Annotated in this window: 11 protein-coding genes and 1 pseudogene; 5 read left to right on the top strand and 7 right to left on the bottom strand. The window is 35.6% G+C overall.

Translation table 11 applies throughout. The annotated features are described in order from the left end of the window. Positions 1-151 precede the first annotated feature (151 nt). Positions 152-1555 (bottom strand): sensor histidine kinase, encoded by a 1404-nt coding sequence (locus tag PGLA_RS17440; RefSeq protein ID WP_068535304.1) that lies wholly within the window; start codon positions 1553-1555, stop codon positions 152-154. Continuing rightward, on the bottom strand, positions 1548-2246 hold the full coding sequence (locus tag PGLA_RS17445; protein WP_245700056.1) for a response regulator transcription factor: 699 nt from the start codon (positions 2244-2246) through the stop codon (positions 1548-1550). The genes PGLA_RS17440 and PGLA_RS17445 overlap by 8 nt, the downstream gene beginning before the upstream one ends. A 163-nt stretch (positions 2247-2409) precedes the next feature. On the opposite strand from PGLA_RS17445, the gene PGLA_RS17450 reads away from it, so the two are divergent. From PGLA_RS17450 to PGLA_RS17465, 4 genes and pseudogenes are all read left to right on the top strand, one after another. Then, positions 2410-3108 carry a TVP38/TMEM64 family protein gene (locus tag PGLA_RS17450; protein WP_068535306.1) on the top strand — a complete coding sequence of 233 codons (699 nt, stop codon included), beginning with the start codon at positions 2410-2412 and terminating at the stop codon, positions 3106-3108. 33 nt (positions 3109-3141) lie between these two features. Then, entirely contained in the window at positions 3142-3663 is a 522-nt protein-coding gene (pssA, locus tag PGLA_RS17455) for a CDP-diacylglycerol--serine O-phosphatidyltransferase (RefSeq protein WP_068535308.1), read from the top strand. Positions 3664-4153: 490 nt separating this feature from the next. Then, a complete protein-coding gene (locus tag PGLA_RS17460; RefSeq protein WP_068535310.1) occupies positions 4154-4789 on the top strand; it encodes a DsbA family oxidoreductase in 636 nt (211 codons plus the stop codon). 1531 nt (positions 4790-6320) lie between these two features. Further along, a pseudogene (locus PGLA_RS17465) lies at positions 6321-7551 on the top strand (IS110 family RNA-guided transposase). A gap of 1213 nt (positions 7552-8764) precedes the next feature. On the opposite strand, the gene PGLA_RS17470 reads toward PGLA_RS17465, so the two are convergent. Beyond that, positions 8765-9304, bottom strand: a complete 540-nt coding sequence (locus PGLA_RS17470; RefSeq protein ID WP_068535312.1) for a hypothetical protein — start codon at positions 9302-9304, stop codon at positions 8765-8767. Positions 9305-9794: 490 nt separating this feature from the next. Continuing rightward, a complete protein-coding gene (locus tag PGLA_RS17475; protein ID WP_068535315.1) occupies positions 9795-10166 on the bottom strand; it encodes a MerR family transcriptional regulator in 372 nt (123 codons plus the stop codon). 137 nt (positions 10167-10303) lie between these two features. Between PGLA_RS17475 and PGLA_RS17480 the strand changes: the two genes are divergently transcribed. After that, entirely contained in the window at positions 10304-11062 is a 759-nt protein-coding gene (locus tag PGLA_RS17480; RefSeq protein ID WP_068535317.1) for an SDR family NAD(P)-dependent oxidoreductase, read from the top strand. A 276-nt stretch (positions 11063-11338) separates the two neighbouring features. Here PGLA_RS17480 and PGLA_RS17485 read toward each other — a convergent pair whose 3' ends face one another. The 3 genes from PGLA_RS17485 to PGLA_RS17500 form a co-directional block, all read right to left on the bottom strand. Beyond that, positions 11339-11611 carry a hypothetical protein gene (locus PGLA_RS17485; protein WP_068535319.1) on the bottom strand — a complete coding sequence of 91 codons (273 nt, stop codon included), beginning with the start codon at positions 11609-11611 and terminating at the stop codon, positions 11339-11341. Between the two features lie 1872 nt (positions 11612-13483). Continuing rightward, entirely contained in the window at positions 13484-14425 is a 942-nt protein-coding gene (locus PGLA_RS17495; protein ID WP_068535323.1) for a hypothetical protein, read from the bottom strand. Then, positions 14418-17816: a DEAD/DEAH box helicase family protein gene (locus PGLA_RS17500; protein WP_068535325.1), complete on the bottom strand. Its 3399-nt coding sequence runs from the start codon at positions 17814-17816 to the stop codon at positions 14418-14420. The genes PGLA_RS17495 and PGLA_RS17500 overlap by 8 nt, the downstream gene beginning before the upstream one ends. Between the last annotated feature and the right edge of the window lie 1416 nt (positions 17817-19232).

The following is a 19232-nucleotide window of genomic DNA, read 5'->3' on the forward strand; positions in this document are numbered from 1 at the left end:
TTCAATGCCGAAAACTTCAAAGCTTTCCTTCGTTTCGATCCGATAATTGATAATTCATCGCCTCTGCCCCTTTGATTGTGATAAGGACGGACAGACGAGGGTAGCCTTTGAGCGTAGCTGCAGTCGTTAAATCATAAACAACTCAATTATATTAACTATCCCCAAAATCAATAAAGGTCAAATTCACATTGTGACTAAATAGGTTACGATGCTTTTGGTCAGTCCCTGTTATAAATTGGAGTGGAGTTTTTGCAGATAAACGAATGTGGACAGAATAGGTATCCTCGGTTCTTGTGACAACTATTTCCCCCTTATGCTTTTTGATGATTCTTTCACATGTTTTCATACCAATCTGTGTGCTATCTACCTTTTTCAAGTTATTATTGATGTAATTGTTAATATCAACCAATAAAAATTGATTATCAATATAACATTTAATTTTAACTGGCTTAGACTTATCCGCATACTTTGTAATATTGGAAAAGATATTATCAAAAACTCTGCGCATTGATATTAAATTCACTTCTAAATAAAAAGGCGTATCACACGAAGTGAATTCAAACAGAAACCCATTATTTTGTAATACTAAAAGCTGCTCATCGATTATCTGATCTATTAGTTGATTTCCATCGAAAGTTTCCAGCTCTAAATCATCCTCATTTGTATTGAACACTGTAAAATACTCAAATAATTTGTCGGAGAGATGTTTAATTTGATATGCCTTTTCTCTACTATTGTGGATATACTGCATCAAATTTTCATCCGTCTTATATTTTTTGTATTTGATAATATCTAAATACCCTACAAGTGCTGTGAGGGGTGTCCTTAAATCATGAGACATTGCTGTGACCAGTTCGCTGTTTGCCAGTCGGGCTTTCTCTTCACTTTCCAATTTTTCGATAAATGATTTTCTCATCTCATTAATGCTTTGAGCCAACGAAGAAAGTTCATCGTTCCCTCTTATCGTAATCTGATAATCCAAGTTGCCGCCTTCTAATATCTTTATTTCATTTTCGAGTATTCCGATATAAGAGGTCTTTTTGTTAATGAAAAATAACATAATACTGATAAAAAAAATAAAGGAGATGGCTACACCTAAAAAAATGATAATGTAACCATACTTGTATTCAAAAAAGAACTCCATATACATTTGGGCATTCGTGTCAGCAAATTCAATATTATCAAACGGTTCACGAATTAGACTTGGATTTATTAGGTATTCTCCATTTTCAGCAGCAGATATATAACTATTAGAAGAGTAAAGCAGATTATTGTCTTTATAAATATAAATCTCTACATATTTTTTGTCGCTGACCCACTTCGTTATTTTATCTTGATCATTTAGGGTCAAACCGTTATCTGATACATAACTTTTAAATTCAAAAAGGGCTTGAGTTTCTTGTTTTTCAATGAATGATGTTTTATTAAAATAAATCCCCAATAAGTTTTCCCCAGCTACTTGTAATAAATAAAATATCCCTAGAGAAATAGCAAATGAAAAAACAAGACTGAGAATTAATTTAATTTTCAGTTTTCCCCATAAAAACTTATTCAATTCTATACCCCTTTCCCCAAACCGTTTTAATGTATTCGGGGTTTTGCGGATCCTTTTCCAATTTTCTTCTTAGATTTCTGATATGCACCATCACAGTATTATTACAAGTGAAGAAATAGGGTTCTTCCCACACACTTTCATATATATTTTGTGCTGAAAATATCTTCTTTCTATGTTGTGCCATTAATAGCAGGATCTTATATTCGATCTCAGTTAACGTAACTTCTTCCTCATCTATAAATGCTTCATTTGAAGTAGTATTTATTACTAGTTCATTGATATTGATAGTATCAGGAGCATCCACTCTATCTTTTCCTTTATATACATAATACCTTCTTAGTAAGGCTTTCACTCTTGAAACCAGTTCTGTATATGAAAATGGTTTTGATAGGTAGTCATCACTTCCTGCAGAAAATGCCATGTACTTATCTGAGTCCTGAGTTTTAGCCGTTAGAAACAAAATAGGAGCACTTGTTTTTTCACGAATTTCTACGCATGCCCTGAATCCAGACTTTATAGGCATCATAATATCAAGTATGAACAAATCTATGGTTTCATCGACCTTATTTACAGCATCTTCTCCGTCCACAGCCTCTATGACATTATAGCCTTCACTCTCCAATAAAACATGAACGATCTCTCTGATCTCATCGTTATCATCAGCTATCAGAATATTCTTTATACTGTTCATCAATCTCCCTCCATCATATTTCCAGTATAGAATGCAATAAGGCTAAAAACTACATGTTTTACAAGACTTAAGAATTCTTAAGATTCATCATAGGTCATTGTTAAGATAATCTCCGTAAACTGTTAATTGTATTCAGATAATATGTGAGAGAGGAATAAATATTGTGGATAAATCAAAAAAACTGTTGATCAGTAAAATATTACTGACTTTATTGGGAACTATAATAGTTATCCTAGTGCTAAAATATTTACCTAATCTACTTCAATTGACTGTATCTATTGATAAATTTCGAAATTATATCCTTTCAATGGGGAAATTAGGACCCACTGTATTTATTCTTTTTCAAATACTCCAAACAGTGATTGCTCCAATTCCAGGAGAAGTAATCCAAATTGCCGGAGGGTATATATATGGGGACCTGTTAGGATCGATTTATACAATAGCAGGAATGCTATTAGGCGCTATTATAGCTTTCTATTTTGCTAGATTTTTGGGCGGATCTTTTATAGGGAATTTAATGAAAAAGAAGAAATTTCAGTGGATGATAGATATGATGGACAATAAAAAAATTTCCGTTATTCTGCTCTTTTTTTTCCTAGTTCCTGGACTTCCAAAGGATTTATTAATATATGTTGCGGGTTTGACGCTTATAAAGCCTTTAAGGTTTTTCGGGATTTTACTTGTGGGCAGGCTCCCTTGGCTTGTAGCATCTGTAAGCGTTGGATCTAACATATATCAAAAAGATTATACATCAACAATTATCATATCAGTAATAGCTGTACTAGGTTTTATATTGGGACTAATTTATAAAGATAAGATTATCAACAAATTTTATAAGCTTGGTAAAAGTACTGATGAATAATTAGGAAGATTTATTAAACGTGGGGGAAAGAAAATGCTCTTTAAGAAATGGATACCTAATTTACTTACATTCTCGAATTTATCATTTGGAGTTCTTTCAATTCTTGAGAATATAAACCAAAACTATTTTGCAAGTGCTATTTTTATAATTATTGCAGCTGTTATAGATAGATATGATGGTAGAATCGCAAGTCATTTAAATGTATCTAGTGAACTCGGCAAAGAATTGGATTCCTTGGCAGATCTGGTCTCATTCGGAGTTGCACCTGCCTTATTGATATTCAATAAGTTCAATTATTTTCACTTAGATATAAAAGCGGTTGGTATTTGTGTTCTATTGTTATACATCATCAGCGGTTCTTATAGATTGGCCAAATATAATATTGGTAAATTTAAAGGTGCTTTTATTGGATTGCCGATTACAGTTACAGGTTTTATCCTCGCATTGTACTCATTAGTTGCACCAAGTAACAGCGTTTCTAGACTTGTATCAATTTTTTTATTGATGTTTCTTGCTTATTTTATGGTGTCGAAATATAAATTCAAAAAAATATAAGTAATATGCAATCACTTTTGTCAAGATGCGGTGTTGCACCTGTTTCTTTAAAACTCTTTGCTGAAGTTGAAGGTTACATCGTCGGACAAACAAATTCTCGATGAACCAAAATTGCTTGATGAAGTGTGGTTCTCGTTTCGCCGGCTTTATGATGAGGAGCAATGGCGCAATGAAGAAGCAAGATGCGTAATAACATCCTTATTACTTAAGAGATAAGTTTACTTCACAATAGTACTACTCACAATGTCAATTTGTTTATTGTGTCTGTAATAGATATATAATAAAATTATAATATAATTAACCAAGTTGAGTCGCGGTTGCGGTAAGCTGCTCGATACTCACTTGGTGCAAGCCTTTAAGGGGGAGAAGAGGCTATACGCTAAGTAAAAGCCTCAATAATAACCTTAGCGGACCCTTGAACATGGTTCGTGCTAAATAAATGAAAACATATAAAGTTCTGGTAGTATTGCAGTATGAAGGAAGATTTTAAATGCAAGTGGAAGTGTGGTCTGACATTGCTTGTCCATTCTGCTATATTGGGAAACGTCGTATCGAAGCCGGACTTGAGCAATTTGCCAATAAAGATCAAGTTAAAATTGTTTACAAAAGCTTTCAACTGAATGAAAATGCGAAGAAAGATATTACGTATGATGCGTACGATTCGCTTTCCGCCAGGTCTGGAATGAGCCGGGAAGAAGCAAAGGCGATACACGAGGGGCTTGCCAAACAGGCTGAAGCAGATGGCTTGGACCTTAGATTTGATACGCTTCAGCTGACAAATACGTTAGATGCTCACCGTCTTCTTCATTTTGCGGCGCTGCATGGCAAAAATATTGAGGTAGCCGAGTTGTTGTTCAAAGCTTATTTTACCGATTGCAAACATGTCGGCAATCATGATACGTTGATTGCAATTGCTGCAGAAGCAGGAATTGATCCGAAAGCTACAGCGAAGATGCTGGTAAGCGATCAGTTCACCGATGAAGTGCGTGCCGATCATCTCGAGGGCAATCGTTTGGGTGTAAGTGGCGTACCGTTTTACGTCATCGATCGTAAATATGCTATTTCTGGCGCGCAGCCGGCGAATGTGTTCCTCAAAACACTTGAGAAAGCATGGGGAGAATTGTAGCCATTAATCGTGCCCCCACTTCAGCCGAAGTGGTTCCAGTTTACGAGAATGTCGATTGCAAGAAAAAATAATTTGCAGAAGAGCTGTTATCCCGCGTAGAGTGTGCGGGGCAACGGCTCTTTTTTCAATGCATCAGTTGTAGCTTATAAATAAATCTTAATGCAACCCGGAACAATTCGAGTCCGTATTCTTGAAATCATTAAGACACCTTGCCTGTATGCTTGGTGACGATAGAATTTGTTAATCCTTGAAGAAAAAATGATTCATTATTTCATAATTCGTTAGAAAAAAATTTGTGGGGTTTTCAAACAATTGCATAATTATACAACCATTTCTGGAGATAACTGTTCTTCAATACGAGCTTCAGCTTCCGTCAAGGGTTTCCCTTCCGAAGAAGAAAGGCTGGGATGAAGGCTCACTGTTAACGAAATGCGTATTGTTCATATGATAATATCCGCAAAGCACAAAATGTATATTTTTGCACTATTTACATTTTGATTCTACGATGGTCTTTCTAAATTAAATACAGACAAAAAAGTGCTTAACGTTGACGTATACCTGCCAATGTTAAGCACTATGAAATTTCTAAATATAAAATTGCTACAATCTTGAACAAGGTAAGGAAGCTATCTTTATAAAGCAGAAAATGATAGGCAGATCATAAAACCATATGTTAACTAGAGTTTTTTTGAAATTCATATAATTATCAAATATGAAATCATAAATATGATACAACTATCATATCATTTGTCATTTAATAGAATCAGCTAAACAGGCATTGTTACTTTATTCCTCAAAATTCCTCAAACACATTTATATCTAGTAAATATCTTGATACATTCTATTAACTTCCCCTGACTAAAGTTAATTCTTTTGCCAAGCTCTGAAATTGGAAACCATAATTTAATCTTATTCACAGATAGCAATGTGACACTGCTCTCTTAAAAAAAAATTAATCTTTTGAATAGTTTTATACCTGGAGGATTTATATCGAGGTCTATCTTCAATTAATGCACTAATAGTTACATCATGGTCATAAATTCCATCATTTATACATCTGAATCAGAAAAAAAACATCTTCTGTTTAATCATCACCGATTATATTTCAGATATTCTCAACTCCATTTACTGCTATGTTCTCCATTGATATTCACCTTTCATCGTTTCGAGTGTACTACATACATCCATTTCATATAAATCAAGCTCAACTTCCAAAGTGTTCAATGGATTTATTGTTTGTCTCACGTGGCTTATCGAATTACAACACAGTCAGACTTCGTAAAATATTTGACTGATCCAATAGATAGAAACAGAGGCAACCATAGACGAAAAAATAAAGTCCTAGAATACCTCTGATTTATTGAACTATAGTGTCCCGTTAGAATTCCTGTAGAGTCATTAATTTAGACTTTGAATAAAATAGAGCGCCTCTGTAATATGGGAGTTGGTAACGGGTTGCAGCCCTAAAATCTCACCACTAGGAGGTCGCTCATCTATGAAGTTTAAATCTTAGGATAAACAAAATCAACTCATTGAAAATATTTCTTCTTTGCATCTTGTTGTCGGTGTAGATATTGCCCAGGAGTCTCACGTCGCTCGTGCGGTTAGCTTTCGAGGAATTGCTTTGGGTACACCGCTAGAGTTCGGTAGCTATGACGAGGGCTTTCAACTATTCGGTCGTTGAATTCAAGATCTGCTCAAGTCTTATAAGCTGAGCAAAATCATTGTGGGTATGGAACCCACCGGCCATTACTGGCTGAGTCTGGCTCGCTGGCTCTCAGGCAAAGGAATTGAAGCTGTTCTCGTGAATCCCCACCTCGTTAAAAAAAACAAAGAAAATCGCGACAATACCCCATCAAAAAGCGACCGCAAAGACGCACTCGTCATCGCGGATATGGTTAAGAACGGCTACTATTCCCCTGTACGATTTAACCCGGAGGCCTACGAGGAGCTACGGATTCTCATGGCCAATCGGGACACGGTTACTAAACGGCTTAACAGTGCTGTTAACCAGATCCATCGCTGGGTAGATATTGTGTTCCCTGAACTTCGGTATGTCTTTAAAATTCTCACCTGCACTAGTGCCATTGCCACTTTAAGGCTGTTTCCTCTCCCGAAGGAAATTAGCCGATTAACGACAGAGCAAGTCATTGCTGGTTGGAAACAATATGTGAAGCGTCATGTGGGTTTACGGCGGGCCGAGCAGCTTATTGCACTGGCTAAAACGTAGCGTTGGTGCTACAAAGGCGCTACACGCCTACAAATTGCACTTGGGTCATCTGCTCGAAGAATACGATTTGGCTCAGCGCCAGCTTGAGCAGATTGAACACGAAGTACATCTCGTATTGGAGCGCATTCCCTATGCCCAAAAGTTACTTTCCATTCGAGGTATAAATGTAACCAGTCTAGCCGGTGTGTTAGGAGAAGCTGGTGATCTTAGTGGTTACGCACACGGAAATGCCTTGCTTCGTCATGCGGGTCTAAACCTGGCTGAGGCCAGTTCCGGGAAATGGCGTGGGAAAATGGTGCTTAGCAAACGCGGCCGCCCTCGTCTCCGACGTTTTCTCTATCTTATGACGATGTGTATGGTCATGACCAATCCGGATGTTAGAGCCCTGCACCACTACAATGTAGACGTGAAAAAGCTCAAGAAAATGAAATCCATTATGAAATTATGTGGTAAAGTGGCCCGAATGCTTGTTGGCCTAGCCAAGAGCAGCGAAGCATATAGTTCATTTAAAGTATTTCCGCAAGCAGCTTAAGCGCGTTATTTCTCCAGCTGATGCATTCGCAGGATGGACAAGAAGCACGGAGTATCGGGAGGCATTAAGCAAAAGGGCTCGGACCCGTTCCGTTAGAAAAACCGACCTCCACCCCTTAGTTAGATGTGACGAAGGAATGAAAGGGCATAGACCAGTTGAGACATGGGAGTGAAAATCGCTAGGGGCGACATGGAGACGTGCAGGATATGGAACAAATTGGATGATATTCTCTCATCTTTATTCCTGCATGCCCTTTCAGTTGTTCCAAACGACCGACTCCTCTGTTTCCTTCTTATCTAACACTTAGCTAAAGGTGAAATCCTGCGAATTCATGAGCTTGAGTGAGAAAATTTAATCATCTCGAGGGAGCTTAATACCGTTCTCGGTCTAATGCTATATTTTCTCAGTCTACAACTTTATTTCCCTAGTCTACTAGTTTATTTTCTTTTAACACAGTAACTATCGGTCAAATACATTAGGACCAACTTATTTGTACTTTTACACTTCGTGGAATGAAAGCCTGGGAAAAGAAAAGCCGAGCGATGTTCAGGCATTGAACCTGAACATCGTTCGGCTAGGGGGAAAGTTTGAATGGAATGCAAATTAGTATGCAACTTTGTTTCATTTAAACAATAACTTATTGAACTCAGCTAATTTCATCGATCATCCGTGTGCATTAAAAAAGCCCCAATGAGCCGGCAAGTAAAAGAATTAGCCAGTATCCGAGTTTTGCTTTTATAACTTCACTTCCTGCATCTTTCTAAGGTTTATGATTTGGGGCTCATCGAGATCTAGTTCAATCTTCCAAACATTTTATTGATTTTCGGCGTGGGTCAGCTACGACTTTAACATATTTTTCTAAATATTTTTGAAGGCGAAAAAATTTTTGATGTCGGAGTACTGGGAGCGAATCGAAGATCAATCAGATTCAGTGAACGAGGCTCGGTGTATTTAAGCCCATAACCCGCTCAAGAATGAATCGATTGACAGAAAACGAAAAAAAGGCGTCACAGGAATAACACCCAGTGACGCCTTTTTTCGTTTTGCTTATGATTTTGTTGCTTAATGCAACAAATCGGCTCCCGCATACAAGGAGGCTATCCGCTTCTTCCCAAAGCGTTAAATATTCGTTTTCAACCATATGGTATAGGCGGCTCCCCGCCGATAACGAATAGCCCCCTTGGACCGTCCAAAAGGGCTATTCCTCTTGCGGTTACGGTGATTCGCCTGTCGCGGCCGCTGCTCCGGATGGCGTCATCAAGCCTTGAACGGCGCCGAAAAATGGGCGGATAGACTTGATCATGCCGTACCCCATCTTCATGACCGGGACAAATCGTTGGACCATGCCGAACAGCCGTATGCCGCCGCCCAACACGCCGCCAAGCCCTCCGATGCCGCCTAATCCCCCGAACAACGAGCCTATCATCGGTAGAAAGGCCGATACCTGGGCATCCGGCTTACGGGAGCGGGAACGGACCGAAGACTTGCGCGATCGGGAACGGACGGATGGCTTGCGCGAGCCACTTCGACGGCTGCCCGAGGCATGGGAGCCGGCCCTGTCCTGCATAGGCCGCCGGGAGCCTTGCTTCCCGGATGAGGAGCTCGGCTGAGCTCCGGCGCTGGCAAGCGTCAAGACGCTGCTGTTGACATCGGTAATGTAGCCGATGTAGGTCTTTCCGCTATGCAGAGTAATGCATACCGGTCGACCCTGCAGCTGCTTGGCCCGTGCGAACACCTCTTTAGATTGTGCCATGGAAGTCCACCTCGTCTCACTGGTTATAGTTCATTGTACGCCAGGGGCGGGCTGCCTGCTTGTGCGAATGCAGGATGGGCACAAGTCCTCTTTGCTGCGCCAACGCCGATTCTCGGGGCCCTGTGCGTAAAAGACCTCCCCGAAGAAAGGTCTAATTTCCGCCTAAAAGTTTATTTTTGAGCATCAAGAATAAACATCGATGCATCTTGTCCCATGAATATTTTACTTCCGGTATAAAAAGTTCTGGATTGAATATTTCTGGATCCTATTTTAGTCATAATGTCGGTTAGCTTTACTTGATTAAATCCGTTATGAACGATATCTGAAACTACTTTTTCATTTTCATTAAAATCTACGATTAGTAGATGTCCACCTGCATTTAGAACATCAAATAATCTTGATAAAACTAATTCAACATCCGTTCCTCACCGGTGTTTTGCATCACATCGAATGCATCAAGATTACTTGGATCACTTTTTGTGTCGCCTGCTTAGCGAACGCCTGTCTCTTTAGTAATGGAATTTTTGTAGGCTGCAATTTTGTCTTTCAGCACCTTCTCTGTGGCTGTTAAGTTTCTGATTTGACTCTGAACAGAGTTTCTATGATCTTCGAGAAGGTTCAAGCGGGCTTGGGTCGTATGCTCTCCTTCTAAATATAAATGTGCATATTCTCTGATTTGTGAGATCGGCATTTGGGTTTGTTTCAACCTCATCACAAATCGCAGCCAGGCAAGATTTGAGTCATCATATACTCTTTCTCCACTCGGATTACGTATCGGAGCAATGATCCCTTCCTTTTCATAATATCTCAGTGTATGTGCGGTTATCCCCAATAATTTGGCTATATCGCTGATCGTATACATACAAGCCCCCGAATCTATGTGAATTTTAAGAGTCCCCCTAATTATAAAAAACATTTGACTTAGAGTAAACTCTAAGCTGTATGATGAAATCGTTGTTGGTTCACCATACATTCTTGTAGAAAACGGGAGGAAGTCACATGAAATATACTGTAGTTACAGGAGCCAGTTCAGGTATAGGTTATGAAACTGCTCTAGCTTTTGCAGCTCGCGGCAAAAACTTAATTGTTGTAGCCCGCAGAAAGGAACAGCTGGAGGAATTAAAGTCTGAAATCACTCGTATCAACCCCGATGTAGATGTCATCATTCGAGCGACTGACTTATCCGTTTCCGAGAATGCTTATAAGCTGTATGAAGGTCTACAAGGGTTCCAAATCGAAACTTGGATCAACAATGCGGGATTTGGCAATTTTGCTTCAGTGGCCCAGCAAGATTTAGATAAAATATCTGCAATGCTGCATCTGAACATTGAATCGTTGACGATACTTTCCTCTCTCTTCGTTCGTGACTACTCCAATGTTGAAGGAACACAATTAATCAACGTTTCATCCGGTGGCGGCTATACGATTGTAGGAAATGCCATAACGTACTGCGCAACTAAGTTCTATGTGAGTGCCTTCACTGAAGGACTCTCTCATGAGTTGAACAGTCAAGGTGCACTTATGCAGGCTAAAGTGTTAGCACCTGCCGCAACAGAAACAGAATTCGCGAAGCATTCTTTCGATGTCACCGAATTCGAATATCACGGGACTGTGCCGAAGTTCCATACCGCGAAGGAGATGGCTGGATTCATGCTTGAACTGTATGACAACAATCGCGTTGTGGGGATTGTTAATGCTTTGACGTACGAGTTCGAGTTGAGAGATACGATTTTTAATTATGTTGCGAGCACGCGATAGGCTCAACTCGTAATGGCAAGTTATGAAACAGGGCCATCCTTCAACGGATGGCCATGCATAGACAATGATATGGTCTGTAGTTAGTTGAACAAAGGGCTAACTCACGGCAGCCCTTTCATTATTGAACTATAGTGTCCCGTTAGCTTAATGAAAAACTGACTGAAATCCTCGAAATGCTATGGGAGAATCCAATGAAAAGAAGCGTGAATATGGTGTTATACGATGTTGCACACTCCTTGAAATACGGTCAAAGCTTCTTAATATGATAATTTCTTGTTAGAATAAAAATAGTAAGTGTTTGTTTTCTTTCATCTTCTTTATAAATTTAACGATTCCTCGAATAATAAATATTGATAAAATGATAATAATGACTGGAGCAATTTCTAAAATAAAAACAGGAAATAATGCTGATAATGAAACGAAAATCTCGTAAATAAAAAAATAATCAACTATTCCAACAACTACAAAAGACATTACAATCAATTGAAATTTCTGATAATAATAACTAAGCTTATAATAGGCTCTTCTTAAGAAATCAAAAGCTTTCATACTTCACCTCAATTCAATTTATTTACAATATGCTACGATTATGTTTAGAAATGGTTTCAGGTGTTCGTGTAATTGTGTATAACGATTAATTTGCGAACTTCGCAATTAATTCCATACTTGGAGTTATTCGCGAAGCGTATAAACTATACTGCCCGTTAGTTGAATACTTAGGAATTAGTTTATTCAGTTACTCTATTTGTTGTTAATATAGTTTCAGCGACTTAAACAGTGTGTTAAACAATATTGCAATTGTTACTTGATCGACCGTTAACTCTAGCTTTTCTAATTTTACATTCATCTTACGAGTTCCATAGCTTTGTTCAACTTGCTTCGAATATCGACGAGGACAGAAAAATCTCTTCTGCTGAAGAAGATTCATAAGAAACTGTTTATTTTCTTTCCGAATTCTAGCTCGGATTCTTCACTGTATATGTAATCTGTTCCCTTGAACGAACCGTTTTTTTTACTTTGATTAAACCATTTATCTCATGAAGATGGTGTAGTTCATATTTTTAATAATCGGTATAACTCAACCACCTTTTGTTCCTCAATGTAATGTCTGTTGTATACTAGACCACGATCTGTCCAGAAAAGTGCATTCGATCGATAACAGAGAAATATTACCGGTGTAGTCTGATTATATTAAAGATTGGATATAATGATAAAATACTATAATCATTGGAGGATAAGCGATGTCTTATGAAGAGATATACAAATTACACTTTCACCTCCTTAAAATTTATGAGGAAAATGAGAAACATTCATCTCCTTATCAATCCGAAATAGACAACTTTAAACGTCAGCTCAACCTATTCAGTGGGGATATAGTCCAAAGAATTTTTGTAATGAATCAACTTATTAAAATTTATGAGAAAAGCAGAGAATCAAAAATAAAATGGTGCTCTGATCTGTACTTTAAAATATGATCATGAATAATGAAAGATCATATACCGCTAATTCTGAATAATGTTTGCTCATATGATGGCAAGCTAACATATATAATAGTTTTACTAAAAAGTAAAAGAGTGTTCGTAATGATTGGTAATCACCAACCGTAAAAAAGCCGCGTGGAAAATCCTCGCGGCTTTTGCTTGTCATTGAACTAACCTGCCCGCTAGCGTAATGCTGTAGCGTCGGTCTAATACCTTTATTTTCTCAGAGGATTTATTACCTTCTTACTGCCAATTACTCTAACTAAGCATGCTCTTCATCTAATGTATTCTATAACATAAAAGACCTTGCTAGCTCTAACACCGCAAGGTCCTTTATGAATTTCTTAAAAGATGGCTCTTTATGAGATTATATTGATTTTAGAATCGATACAGGCTCCTATAAAGTATGCCATCCGAACTTTTAACATTGAAACAATTATACATGATGTTTGGGTAGATCGTTTGAAGTGATGTGATGTTTACAGCTGTGAAAAGAAAGCCACTTGAATCATAACTTCAAAATGACTAAGAAATGCAGACACTGTGATTTTTCATTTAAGATGAGAAAAATAAGCAAAAAACAGCTTGATTTAGGCTTTTTTTTTCATTTCAGGTGAGAAAATCTTTTATTTACAATTTTAAAAACTCTTGTTTTTCACGTAAGTTGAGAAAAGGTACTTTTTCACTAATGTATAAACATGCGTTACATAAGTTATGTGTTTATGGAATCTAATACATAACTTATGTTGACGAAATAGTCTACTCAATGAAAAAAAATAATGTATTTTACAAAAAGTACCGTACTCCACATGTGTTGTCCATCTATCCTTTTCCTTACTTCAGCGAATGAGTCACTTCTCTTTGCCTACCATCAATATTAAGCACACTATATGTCTTATAGTTATTGTGTAGACAGGTTTGCAGTATGTCTATATAAGATTTATCTTATTAATAAATTTGAAAAATCCCTTCTCAGAAGATTGATAAGTTCTTTTTTTCCTAAATAAATATTCTCCTTGTGTAAATCTATAGCTCGTTTCTTAATTTCTCCAATTTCTTTTCCTTTAACATTAAAATGAGATAATATGTCGTCACCGGTAACTGGGCAAGGTATGTTATCCGTTGTAAATAGTTCTTCTTCAATATATTGTTTCACTAATATATTGAGACTTTCTTTATCCTCAAAAGATGCAGTTAATAATCTTCTTCTTATATTAGAGCTCGTTTTTTTTATCAATGCATATGCATTGATATTATTTAAATCAAAATTATTGCATATTTCTATAGCGAAATCTGTAAGAATATGATCAGGAAAATCTTTTGTTTTTTGAATTAGCCATTCCTCTTTAATAAAATTAAAGTCTTCATCTGTTCCTAATTGCTGTAAACACATTTTGATGTCATTAAGCAATTCTATTGAATTGTTAAGTAAAGCATTATTCAGTATTTTCCAATCGTTCGCATTATCAGGAGGAGCAACTACGCCATTTTCATAAAACCACATAAAACAAGCGTCTTTTATTTGTTTGTCTCGTAGGTTTTTTTTCGATATATGAGAGTAATATGTTCTTAAATTACGAAAATTTCTCAATTGTTCTTGGGCAAATATACTATCACCAACAAATGAATCCATATGGTTAATTATATAAGCAGTATTTACCCTACTTCGTTCATAGAATAAACCGTATAAATGCGAAACTAAATGTAAAAATGATGAATCCTCTGATGGGTTAGATATTTCTTTTATATCAACAACTTCAAAGAACGTTATTTCACTAATTAAGTTATTTGTTATTACATTAATTTCTTTAACTATAACTTCAATGGCTTTAATTTCTTTAACTATATCTTCATTTGCATTAAAGAGTTTCACATTATTCATGCTGGGATACTCCTCCCCCCACATGTGAGGCAACCTGTATGCCTAAAAAATTAAAGCCCAAAGTAAGTTGTGTATACGTCGTCTTAATCTCGGGATCTTTAGCAATAAAATTACGATTGAAATACGGAATTTGTTTACGTAATTCAGGTATATAAAACATAGCTTTATTAGAGTCCAGACTATCTAATTGCCCTGAATAAATTAAAGGTTTCCCAAGAGAGTTTGAAGCAATATAGCTAATGATTATTCTTCTGGCGCCTATATAATAATTATCTCTAATTTCAGTAAACGTTGATAGACATTCATTAATTTCCCCAAGATGAAATAGAGTAATAGCTCTTAAATATTTCACTTGAGGAGTAGTATTCCCATTATTTAGAGTAATGATTTTCTCTAAAATAAATTTTAAATAATCCCAATTATCTCGTGAAAAATGAAGAGTTTGTTTTTCATTATAGAATAAGGGTTTCTTATTGTTATAAGCCCATATTAATTTTAATAATAAAAAAAGACACTTTTCATCTTGAAGAATATTTTCTTTATATGATTCTAAATACTCTATTGCTTCTTTGCAAACTTCTTCATCTGTATTTTTTAATGGTTTTTGTAAATCCACAGAAGATATAATTTTCTTCGCCCTTAGATAGATTCCAGATGAAGAGCCCATCTCAATTAACTTATTAAAAGCTTCCTCCGAAATATCTAAATAACCTGATAAATCTCCCATAGATACTAATCTTTCATTGTAATCTTCACGTTGGAGTATTTCAGGATTTTCTGCTTCAGCTTTATCAAAAGCAGCAAAAAATTTGGCGTAAATGTCACTTTTTTCTTCACCAGACAAATTATAATCTAGCATAGCTTCAGTAGTCCAAGCCCAAATATCCAATGGATAGTATGAATCGGAAGAATAAATCTGAGCTTTTTTCAAATACTCCTGGAGCTGATTGAAGTTATTAAGTATTTCTTTTTTCTCCTTTTTTTCAAGTATCTTGAATTTTAATTGCGCTCCTAGATTAGAAGAAAGTTCTATTAACAGAGTACCCAAGAATCTATTTTTAGCTTTCATATAATCTGTTTTTGATATTTCTTCTTTAAGGATTCTCTCCGCTTTTTGTAATAGAGAAATCTTTTCATCTGAATCTATATTATTATCAAACTTAACAAATTCTCGTAGATATGTCGTTTCTTGAATAATAGTTCGTTGATTATAGATTTCATATTCCGTTCTCAAAAATTCTAACGTTTCAGAAATTCTTTTATAATAAGATCTATATTTATAAACTTGCTCCTCGTTATTTGGTCCGATTGCTTTTAAAAGCTCTACCATAAAGACTAGTTCATCTTGATTCCTAAAGTCCCCCATTTTTATATTTGTAAGGATCCTTATTATTAAATCTATTTGATTTTGAATTTTCAGTTTTGATTGCGCTATTATTTGCGCTTCTAATTTATGACGTGGATATACTTTTAGACCACCATTAGAGGTAGGTAGAGTATGAAAATAATCTAACTTAGTAATTATTTCTGCAATTTCTAAGTTGAACTCACCTTCTAGAGTTCTTAGTAACAATTCAATAGGTATTCCCTGTCCAAATTGTCCAATTACAGATACTATTTCAGAAATATTTTGGAAATTAAAATTATTTTCTTCTTCGTCTAGCCTTAAGGTACTTATATCAATACCTGAATCAAGAAAAGCTTGTTCCATAGCGTTTAATGACTTATCTGTTGTTATCTTCAATACTTTTCCAAGTGTTGTCTCGTAGGTTTCCACTTCAGAAATAACACCTTTTCTAATAGAATATTTGCTTCCAGGAAGTAAACGATACAAGGCAACTAAAAAATTATTATCGTAGTTATCTTCCCATAAAAGTTCTAAGGTTTCTTTACGTCCCGAGTAACTATTAAATTTATCATGGAAATCTTTTTTCTCACGATCATTTAACACCACAGGAGCTTCGATATAAATAGCAACGTGTTTTTTTATTATGTCTTCTTTTAATTTATAGGCACTCCCGATAATAATAACTTTTCTTCCCTTAGAAATTAAATAATTATTTAATTCTAAGTATTCATCTATTGCTTTATCATAAATTGTATCGTCCCAAAAAATAATAGTTTTATCTGCACCACTATCTTCAGCCCACTTACAAAAGTCATCTATTATATTAAAAGAAATATTTTGTGTATTTCTAGTAATAAAAAGAATAGGATATTTTTTATTCAATTTATATTTATACGCAACAGCACCTAATGAAACCGTTTTTCCTGTTCCTGTTTGACCATGTAATATTATTGGATGCGAATAATAATGTTCCTTATCGTATAATATTTTGTCGATCTCATTCGATATTTCTTTTTCATATGACCTCGGCACATTAAATTTATGCTTATATGCTTCCCATACTGGAGAAGTACTTGAATCAAATAAAAAATTACGGAAGTGTTTTTGGGTCTCAATATCAGTTTCAAATTCATATTTAGGTAAAAGTATTCTATCATCTAAAACTAACGCCGTTTTAGAAATATCGTTATATAATTCTTTTGGCATTATGCTAACTTTATTATTTATAGTAATTCTTTTATTAATTGAATGTTCCTCAAAACTAAAATCATCAATATTAAAATCTAAATCAACGTTTATTAAGCTTTCAAGTAGAGTAAGAGGACTAATAATTAATTTCTGGTTTTCTATTAAATGAAGTATAAGCGGATTAGAGTGTAATTCATCTTTCACTCCAAACATATAAGCTTGTCCCTTATCTAGAGATTCCAAAACAGGATATAGGTCATCAAGTTTAAGCCAATCGTTATCTGGGTCGTAACCATCTATTATAAACAACCCAAAAGGAGTAAGAAATTCTTTATTGACTCTACCTAATAATTTTATGGCTTTATGCCTAGCAGTTAAAAGTTCTAACCTGTTCAAAGGTGGTCGTTCTTCCAAGGTTTCTTGACTAATAGAGCCAAATAGATAGCTTATATGCATTTTCGATTTACTTCTAAAATCTTTTGGATAACTGTCCGGTGAAAATACAGACTGAACCTCTCTCCAATTATTTTGAAAACTTCTTCCTATAATTGTATCAACCGCTGAAGTAAATACGCCATTCCATGGAATATTAGCTATTTTATTCAGCCATTCAGGTTTAGAGATTTTGTTGCTCCTATTTTGCATCCATCCTAATGAAGATGTTATTTCGTTCTTATCAGCAATGTTTAGGAGTAAATTATAATTTAATTCTGCAGTAGTACAATCTAATTCGAAGTGTTTGTTTATCGAATTGAGGAAAGGGTCTACATTGTTTCCATATTTCAAATAATTTTGTCCCAAAAAGAGATAACAAGGGCTATTTTTTAGTTTTTCTATTAAGTCTAAATTGTTCATTTTTACCTCCTGAAAAATTCAAGTATTTATATGACATTCAACATTTACCGCAATTGATTATTTAAGTAATAATACAAATATTTGTTTGGAACTATTATACAATCAACTCCATCGGAAGTAACTTTTTTTAAAAATCATTGCATTTTTTCATTAACACTAAACTGTATGTATTTATGGTGGAATCTTCTTGAACTTAATAAGCTTACTAGTCTAGATAGCCATTGTCCAATGTACTATAACTTATCCCTGTCACCTTCAAGAATCCAAGTATCTCCCTTCCATATTTGCCTTTGTAATAGTGCTATCAGTATTTTAAAAGGATTCAATAAGAACTCAAAGTATTATCTTTTATTGTACTGTTCAATCTTCCAGCTCCTTACTTTCTCAATTGCCAATACTATTATCCTTATACAATTCGACATTTCCAATAACTTCCCTGTTAAGAATCAAATAATTCACTACATTCGATTAATTTTTTGAACGTAACATCATCTGCTCAAATGCTATGACTCCATTTTCTGAAGTTAATTCATCTAAAAAATGGGTATTATGGAAAAATTATTATTTAAATAGCAATTATAAATATACTAACTGAATCAATTTCATAAATCACAGCACTTGCTGTGACTAGGTTTCCCGCACAAAAAAGGAGTACCTCCCAAACATCTCTAATAGGTTAACCGACTATTTCTTTAGCTAGTGGCAACACTTCGCTTCCATTCAAGTGTAGGACTTTTCCTTATTTACTTTAATGTTCTTTCATATTAAATATTTCAGATATAGATTCCCAAGGTTTCAAGAAGCAATCCGGCCAAAACCATAAATTGAACCCTAAAAGTTTGAATGAAAGCAGGAGAAAAACAAGGAAAGACATTAAGATTAGGACTACAAGGACAGAACAGGACATGGTACGTGAGATGAGACTAAATTGAAGAAAAGGCCTGAGCTGGTAAGTGTCTTTCAGGAAATCAATCAAGAAAGTGATCGGGGAGAGATCAGAATGGAATAGAATAAATCGAGTGAAATCGGGAGGAAATGCCTGACATTAGTTCTGCTTAAGAGCATAATTTATAAGCTTTATGCTGGATTTTTAGTACAATGAGTGAATTTTATTGAGTGTTAACAGCGGTTAGCAACATTAACTCACAATTATGAACTACAACTTCATATAGTGCCCCGTAGTAACATTTTCAGTGTTCAAAGAAAATAAAGTATTAGACTGGATGCATTGATCTCACGCGGCTTTTTGAATATAAAAACCGTCAGACTTAGTAAAGTAAATATTAGACTGCCCCCAGTAATAGAAACAACGGCAGCCATGACGAGAAAATAAAGTCCTAGACTGCCGCTGAACTATCGTGTCCCGTTAGTTCAATAAATCTTAACCTCAATCCACGTGGCTCAACTTACCCGTTA

It is taken from the genome of Paenibacillus glacialis (assembly GCF_001637205.1).
GTDB classification, from domain to species: Bacteria; Bacillota; Bacilli; order Paenibacillales; family Paenibacillaceae; genus Paenibacillus_AQ; species Paenibacillus_AQ glacialis.

Bases quoted from the DNA above. Each gene is read 5' to 3' on its own strand.
- PGLA_RS17500 (WP_068535325.1), bottom strand. From the start codon at position 17,816: ATGAACAATTTAGACTTAATAGAAAAACTAAAAAATAGCCCTTGTTAT.
- pssA (WP_068535308.1), top strand. From the start codon at position 3,142: ATGCTCTTTAAGAAATGGATACCTAATTTACTTACATTCTCGAATTTA.
- PGLA_RS17480 (WP_068535317.1), top strand. From the start codon at position 10,304: ATGAAATATACTGTAGTTACAGGAGCCAGTTCAGGTATAGGTTATGAA.
- PGLA_RS17445 (WP_245700056.1), bottom strand. From the start codon at position 2,246: ATGAACAGTATAAAGAATATTCTGATAGCTGATGATAACGATGAGATC.
- PGLA_RS17460 (WP_068535310.1), top strand. From the start codon at position 4,154: ATGCAAGTGGAAGTGTGGTCTGACATTGCTTGTCCATTCTGCTATATT.
- PGLA_RS17475 (WP_068535315.1), bottom strand. From the start codon at position 10,166: ATGTATACGATCAGCGATATAGCCAAATTATTGGGGATAACCGCACAT.
- PGLA_RS17495 (WP_068535323.1), bottom strand. From the start codon at position 14,425: ATGAATAATGTGAAACTCTTTAATGCAAATGAAGATATAGTTAAAGAA.
- PGLA_RS17485 (WP_068535319.1), bottom strand. From the start codon at position 11,611: ATGAAAGCTTTTGATTTCTTAAGAAGAGCCTATTATAAGCTTAGTTAT.
- PGLA_RS17470 (WP_068535312.1), bottom strand. From the start codon at position 9,304: ATGGCACAATCTAAAGAGGTGTTCGCACGGGCCAAGCAGCTGCAGGGT.